Origin of the sequence: Suttonella ornithocola, from assembly GCF_001889065.1 — a bacterium.
Classification (GTDB): Bacteria; Pseudomonadota; Gammaproteobacteria; order Cardiobacteriales; family Cardiobacteriaceae; genus Suttonella_A; species Suttonella_A ornithocola.
The window spans coordinates 1-6,606 of record NZ_LWHB01000015.1 but is presented as its reverse complement, the minus strand read 5'-3'; the positions used below and the strand labels follow the sequence as shown (position 1 = coordinate 6,606).

The window sequence follows — 6,606 nt, the reverse complement described above, 5'->3', positions numbered from 1 at the left end:
GTTTTAATTCCTTTAAGACGATTAAAATTTACCTCAAGGCGAACTTACTCAAAAAGAGAAAGATTTTGTCGCGTTAGTCTATATAGCTGACGATAATATAGAAGAAATTGCAAAACAACTTGAACCTTTGATAAAAAAATATCGGTTCAAGAAAAAAAGAAAGTGAGAGAAAAGATGCAGACAAAAATAATTTTTTTTGATATTGATGATACGCTTTGCCGTTTAGGACAATTACCAAAAAACAATTATCAAGTATTGCACGATTTACGGCAAGTAGGTATTCGTTTAGCGATTGCTACTGGAAGAAGCGTTCCTATACTGCCGCATGATATTCGAGCTTTGTTTGATGAAGGCTTAATTGAAGCTTTAGTCAGCGCAAATGGTCAATATAATTTATTAGATGATCAAATAGTTAGTCATTACCCGTTAGATGCAGATGATGCGGCGGCTTTGATCGCGCTATGCCGTGAATATGATTTAGGCTACCAACAATTATCAGAAAAGTATGTTGCTTGGTCGGATGAACGTCCAGAATCTGACAAAATACGATTAGCTTTTCCTGGGTGTATTGTTGATCCGGAACATTATCGCCATCACAGTATTTATCAATTTTCAGTATTTTTACCTGAACAAGATGAAAATATTGAAGTTTTGCGTGCATTTGAAGAAATGGGATTTCATTTGGCGCGTTGGCATAAAGGTGGGGCTGATGTTTTACCAAAAAATGGTTCTAAAGCTCGAGGAATTACTGATGTGTGCTTAGAAATGGGCATTGATATTCAAGAAACGATGGCTTTTGGGGATGGACTAAACGATTTAGAAATGCTTCAACATGTTGGTATTGGCGTAGCAATGGGAGATGGTTGGCCACAGTTAAAAGCAGTTGCAGATTATGTAACTGGTACAATAGAAGAAGATGGTATCCGTCAAGCTTTACAGCATTTTAAGATTCTTTCAAAATGCTAAATTTTTTTGAATTTATCAAGATTGGGCAATTGAGCAAACAATAGGTATAATAGAGCAATTATTATTCACTTCCGTTAAGAAAGGAAATTTTATGCCTAGTATTCTTGATATTGTAAAACCAGGTGTCGCAACTGGTGATGATGTTCAAAAAATTTATGCTTATGCTAAAGAGCACGGTTTTGCTATCCCAGCAATGAACTGTGTGGGTTCTGACTCTGTGAATGCCGCTTTAGAAACAGCGGCGCGCCTAAAAGCGCCTATTATTATTCAGTTCTCTAATGGTGGTTCTGCTTTTTATGCTGGAAAAGGAATTAAGCCCACAAATGGTACGCGTCCAGATGTATTAGGCGCCATCGCCGGTGCTAAGCATGTTCATGCGCTTGCAGAGGAATATGGTATTCCTGTCATTTTGCATACTGACCATTGCGCTAAAAAATTATTGCCTTGGATTGATGGATTATTAGATGCAGGTGAAAAGCATTTCAAAGAAACGGGTAAACCATTATTCTCTTCTCACATGATTGATCTTTCAGAAGAGCCTTTGGAAGAAAATATTGCACTTAGTAAGAAATACTTTGAGCGCATGTCAAAAATGAATATGACGCTTGAAATTGAATTAGGTGTTACTGGTGGGGAAGAAGATGGCGTTGATAATTCAGATGTTGATAATTCTCTACTTTATACACAACCAGAAGATGTCGCTTATGCCTATGAGCAACTTAGCCAAGTAAGCCCACGTTTTACGATTGCTGCATCTTTTGGTAACGTTCATGGTGTTTACAAACCCGGCAACGTAAAATTAACGCCAAAAATTTTAGATAATTCACAAAAATATGTTGCTGAAAAATTTGGCTTAGGCGATCGTCCTTTAGATTTAGTCTTCCATGGCGGTTCTGGTTCTACAGAAGCAGAAATCAAAGAAGCCGTTAGCTATGGCGTAGTAAAAATGAATATTGATACTGATACTCAGTGGGCAGCTTGGGATGGTATTTTACAGTACTACAATGCAAATAAAGACTATTTACAAGGCCAGTTAGGTAACCCAGAAGGCGCTGATGCACCAAACAAAAAATACTATGATCCGCGTGTTTGGTTACGTAAAATGGAAGAGTCTATTTCTAAGCGCTTAGAAGAAGCTTATCGTGATTTACAATGGCGCGACGGTATTTAATTAAACGTAAAATTTATTTATGCGCCACCTTTAGGTGGCGCTTTTTATTTGTGAGAAAAGCATGGAAAAAAGATTAACTAATATAGAAGAACGGTTGGCTTGGCAGGAGGATTTAATTGATAGCTTAAATCACACAGTAAGCGAGCTTAATCAGCAATTAGCGGAACAACAGAGAATCATCCAAATCATTAATGCTGAATTACAACGCGTGCAAAAGCATCAATCAATAGATAAGCCTTTTAGTCTACGAGAAGAAATTCCACCGCATTATTGATAAAAGAGGGAAAATTATGTCTGATGTTACATCATTATTTACCTTTATTAGTGACCAATTTAATCATCAGCTCAATACTATGGCGTATGGTAAATTGCTTTTAGCAATCGTATTGGGCGGAATTATTGGTTTAGAAAGAGAAGCTAAACGTAAACCTGTTGGCGTGCGTACCTGTATTATTATTTCTGTAACAACTTGTATTTTAACCATTGTTTCTATAAGTGCAGCAGAATACTACGCAGCGTTATCAGCAAATATTCGAACAGATCCTATGCGACTTGCAGCGCAGGTGGTAAGTGGTATTGGCTTCCTAGGAACAGGCGTTATTTTGCATAAAACTAACGATATGATTTCTGGTATTACTACCGCCGCGATGATTTGGGTATCAGCTGCGATGGGAATTGCTATTGGTGCAGGATTTTATGGAGATGCAATTATTGTCTCACTAATTATTTTATTGGTTTTACGGTATAGTCATTACGTTAAAATTCTGTTGCCAAAACGACAAAAGTTTAATCATGTAATGATTAAATTAGAGATTCCACCAGAAATGGATGTCAATATTATTTCCGAAAGGTTAAATAAACGTGTTCAGCAGATTAAAAGCATTGGTATTAAAGAAAAGAATGAAAATACACTAACGATAGCTATTCAAGCACAAATTCCAGAGCAAGAAACTTCTTATTCTATTTATAAAGAATTAAAAGGAATTGAGCAGATTCAGGCGATTGAAATAAAGTATTTTCTTTAACTTAAATATTTAGTAGTACTTTGAAAAGTATGTCAAGAAATTTATTTTTATAAAGTTTCTTTTAGTTAGATAATTGATATGGCTCTAGACTAATAGGTTGTTCCTATTAGTCTAGAGCCTCTAGAATACTTAAAATTTAATAGCCATAATTATAGTAGCCATTATTTGGTTGTTGAGATGCATTATTATAATAACCATTTTGTTGTGGCTGCTGCGCAGGTGTGGAATTATAATAGCCATTATTAGGCGTATTATTATTGTAGCCAGCATTTACTTGAGAACCAATAATTCCACCCACTGCTGCGCCTGCTACAGTCGTTTTTGTATTATGTCCAAAAGCCTGCCCTGCTGCTGCGCCAACGGCGGCACCAATGACTGCATTTTGCATCATTGCTTGCTCACGCGTTTGCGCACAAGCGCTTATCAATAAAGTTGCTAACGAAAGCGCTGCTAACTTATATGATTTTTTCATATTCACTCTCCTAAAAATTAAATAATCCTAAGATAGGACACAATACGGGGAAAAAAGCTTTCTTACCATTACCGCCTGATAATTTAACAATCTTTGTCCTTATTTTTCAATATAGAAATTCTCGCTCTCACTTGTGCTGGCGCTGTACCACCGATATGATTACGCGCATTTACCGATCCTTCAACCGTTAAAACCGTATAAACATCCTCCTCAATCACAGGACAAAGCTGCTGATAATACGCCAAAGATAACGCCGATAAATCACAGCCTCGCTCAACCGCTTCATGAACTGATTTCCCCACAATCTCATGAGCATCTCTAAAAGCAATGCCCTTCCGCACGAGATAATCTGCTAAATCAGTAGCGGTCGAGAAGCCTTGTTCAGCTGCTGCTCTCATTTTTTCACGATTCGGCTGTAAATGTGGCACCATATCCGCAAATGCTCGTAAACAGCCTAAAACTGTATCAATACTATCAAACAACGGTTCCTTATCTTCCTGATTATCCTTGTTATAAGCCAAGGGTTGCCCTTTCATCAAGGTCAATAATGCCATCAAATGCCCGTAAACACGTCCCGTTTTTCCACGCACTAACTCTGGAACATCAGGATTCTTTTTCTGCGGCATAATCGATGATCCCGTACAAAAACGATCAGGCAAATCTATAAATTGAAACGCCGCAGAATTCCAAAGAATAAGCTCTTCAGAAAAACGCGATAAATGCATTAATAACGTAGATGCTGCCGTACAAAACTCAATCGCAAAATCCCTATCTGAAACCGCATCCAAAGAATTCTGACAAACCCCATCAAAACCTAATTGCTGTGCGCTAAACTCACGATCAATCGGATACGTTGTTCCTGCCAAAGCAGCAGCTCCCAAAGGGGAAACATTTAAGCGCTTACGACAATCCTCAAAACGGCCTGCATCACGCGTTAACATCTCATACCACGCCAATAAATGATGACCAAAAGTTACCGGTTGAGCCACTTGCAAATGCGTGAACCCTGGCATAATCGTATCCGCTTCCTTTTCTGCTACCGATAAAATCCCTGATTGCAAACGCGCAATCTCTGACAAAACCTGATCGATTGCTTGACGCGTATAAAGGCGAATATCAGTTGCAACTTGATCATTCCTTGATCGTCCCGTATGTAAACGTTTACCGGCATCACCAATTAAATCTGTTAATCGCTTTTCAATATTCATATGCACATCTTCTAGCGCTATCGACCATTGAAAGCGCCCTTCTACAATCTCTGCTTTAACCTGCTCCAAACCTTTTTGTATCGCCTGACCATCTTCTGCCGATAAAATCCCTTGCTTTACTAACATTTGCGCATGCGCCAATGAGCCTTGAATATCTTGTTCTGCCATTCTTTGATCAAATCCGACTGAAGCCGTAAACTCTGCTACAAACGCATCTGTTGATTCTTGAAAGCGTCCACCCCAAGCACTATTTGTTTTTTCTGTCATTTTTCATCCTATTTGCTCGAAACCAAGCAACACGTTATGCTAAAAGTATAGATTGTAACCGAGCTTATTCATGACCGCATCCTTTCCTAAAGAAATTCGTATTGCTACCCGAGAAAGCAAACTCGCCCTTTGGCAAGCAGAACACGTTGCCAAACTTCTACGACAACATTATCCAGAAATCAATATTCGTCTCATTCCGATGACCACTAAAGGTGATCAGCTTCTTAATTCCTCTCTCTCAAAAATTGGCGGCAAAGGACTATTTATTAAAGAACTCGAACTTGCCATGCAAGAAGGCATTGCTGATATCGCTGTCCATTCCATGAAAGATGTTGGCATTGAATTTCCAGAAGGCTTTACCTTAGCCGCTATTCTTGAGCGTGAAGATCCAAGTGATGCCTTTGTGAGTAACCATTACACCAATCTAGAAGCCTTACCCAAAGGTGCAAAAGTTGGTACATGCTCTCTTCGTCGTCGAATGCAAATCACTGCACTTCGTCCTGACCTCGAACTTCTTGATTTACGCGGTAACGTACAAACTCGCCTCTCCAAACTTGATAACGGACAATTTGATGCCATTATTCTTGCTAGCGCTGGGCTTAAACGCCTTGACTTAGCTGAACGCATTACCGCAAAACTCTCCTTCGACCAATCTCTACCCGCCATAGGACAAGGCGCTATTGGTATCGAATGCCATCAAAAAAGCCCTATATTACCGCTACTGACAGCACTTAATCACGCACCAACCGAACTTTGCGTTCGCACCGAACGAATCATCAACGAACGCTTACAAGGTTCTTGCCAAGTCCCACTTGCTGCCTTTGCAACCTTAGATCAAAACAACATCTATCTACGCGCAAAAATCGGAACACCTGATGGGAAAAACGTCCTTAACTATCAAGACAGCGCTCTACAAACTGATGCTAGTACGCTAGGGCATGCAGCTGCTGACCATTTATTAGCGCAAGGCGCTCAAGAAATCTTAAATAATCTAATAACTGCTGATTAACTCATAAATTAGAAAAGCTCTAGACTAGCAGAGATTGGAGAAATCACTTAATCAAGTTCCAAAAGAGTTCTGATTCCAACGCCACTTGCACTCTTTTAAGTAAAGCTCAAAATTGACTGTAACACCGTTAAACTTGCTCAGTCTCCGCTTGTAAAGCTCTAAAAAGACTCCATACCATTGATATGGCAATACCCATGAGCAAACTCGTTATTGCCATGCTCTACTCTAAAATGTTTCGCATAGCCAACGTCAACCAAGCCATTGTAATCACGCCAACCATCCGAGTATATGACACTATCAAGCGCTACTTTACCAAGAATAACACCTTGCAAGGTCTTTTTCTTACAGTCGGGAATGATCTCAGTATAGATACGACCTTGTCTTTCAAAGATACCAAAGACGGATTGTTTTAAAGTCCCACGACCACGTTTGAGCTTGTCATGATAATCCCTTTGACGCTTTGCGCCAAAATAGGATTCATTGATCTC

Annotated in this window: 7 protein-coding genes and 1 pseudogene; 5 read left to right on the top strand and 3 right to left on the bottom strand. The window is 39.2% G+C overall.

The window, feature by feature from the left end; genetic code table 11:
• Window positions 1-174: 174 nt before the first annotated feature.
• The 4 genes from A5N85_RS01315 to A5N85_RS01300 all read left to right on the top strand — a co-directional run bounded on the left by A5N85_RS01315 (window position 175) and on the right by A5N85_RS01300 (window position 3,162).
• Window positions 175-966, top strand: coding sequence for a Cof-type HAD-IIB family hydrolase (locus tag A5N85_RS01315; protein WP_072575608.1), 792 nt, complete (start codon window positions 175-177; stop codon window positions 964-966).
• A gap of 91 nt (window positions 967-1,057) precedes the next feature.
• Entirely contained in the window at window positions 1,058-2,137 is a 1,080-nt protein-coding gene (gene fbaA / locus A5N85_RS01310) for a class II fructose-bisphosphate aldolase (protein WP_072575607.1), read from the top strand.
• Between the two features lie 61 nt (window positions 2,138-2,198).
• Window positions 2,199-2,411, top strand: a complete 213-nt coding sequence (locus A5N85_RS01305) for a SlyX family protein (protein ID WP_072575606.1) — start codon at window positions 2,199-2,201, stop codon at window positions 2,409-2,411.
• A 79-nt stretch (window positions 2,412-2,490) separates the two neighbouring features.
• Entirely contained in the window at window positions 2,491-3,162 is a 672-nt protein-coding gene (locus A5N85_RS01300; RefSeq protein ID WP_084601513.1) for an MgtC/SapB family protein, read from the top strand.
• A 136-nt stretch (window positions 3,163-3,298) separates the two neighbouring features.
• Here A5N85_RS01300 and A5N85_RS01295 read toward each other — a convergent pair whose 3' ends face one another.
• The gene (locus tag A5N85_RS01295) at window positions 3,299-3,634 is read right to left on the bottom strand and encodes a YMGG-like glycine zipper-containing protein (protein ID WP_072575604.1); all 336 of its coding nucleotides are present in this window, start codon (window positions 3,632-3,634) and stop codon (window positions 3,299-3,301) included.
• Between the two features lie 83 nt (window positions 3,635-3,717).
• Entirely contained in the window at window positions 3,718-5,109 is a 1,392-nt protein-coding gene (gene argH, locus A5N85_RS01290; protein ID WP_072575603.1) for an argininosuccinate lyase, read from the bottom strand.
• A 70-nt stretch (window positions 5,110-5,179) separates the two neighbouring features.
• Here argH and hemC point away from each other — a divergent pair, with 70 nt between their 5' ends.
• Window positions 5,180-6,118: a hydroxymethylbilane synthase gene (gene hemC / locus A5N85_RS01285; RefSeq protein WP_072575602.1), complete on the top strand. Its 939-nt coding sequence runs from the start codon at window positions 5,180-5,182 to the stop codon at window positions 6,116-6,118.
• A gap of 51 nt (window positions 6,119-6,169) precedes the next feature.
• Here the strand turns inward: hemC and A5N85_RS01280 are convergent.
• A pseudogene (locus tag A5N85_RS01280) lies at window positions 6,170-6,606 on the bottom strand (IS1595 family transposase); the annotation flags it as partial.

Coding starts and splice junctions, on each gene's coding strand:
- A5N85_RS01315 (WP_072575608.1), top strand. CDS start 175: ATGCAGACAAAAATAATTTTTTTTGATATTGATGATACGCTTTGCCGT.
- fbaA (WP_072575607.1), top strand. CDS start 1,058: ATGCCTAGTATTCTTGATATTGTAAAACCAGGTGTCGCAACTGGTGAT.
- A5N85_RS01305 (WP_072575606.1), top strand. CDS start 2,199: ATGGAAAAAAGATTAACTAATATAGAAGAACGGTTGGCTTGGCAGGAG.
- A5N85_RS01300 (WP_084601513.1), top strand. CDS start 2,491: ATGGCGTATGGTAAATTGCTTTTAGCAATCGTATTGGGCGGAATTATT.
- A5N85_RS01295 (WP_072575604.1), bottom strand. CDS start 3,634: ATGAAAAAATCATATAAGTTAGCAGCGCTTTCGTTAGCAACTTTATTG.
- argH (WP_072575603.1), bottom strand. CDS start 5,109: ATGACAGAAAAAACAAATAGTGCTTGGGGTGGACGCTTTCAAGAATCA.
- hemC (WP_072575602.1), top strand. CDS start 5,180: ATGACCGCATCCTTTCCTAAAGAAATTCGTATTGCTACCCGAGAAAGC.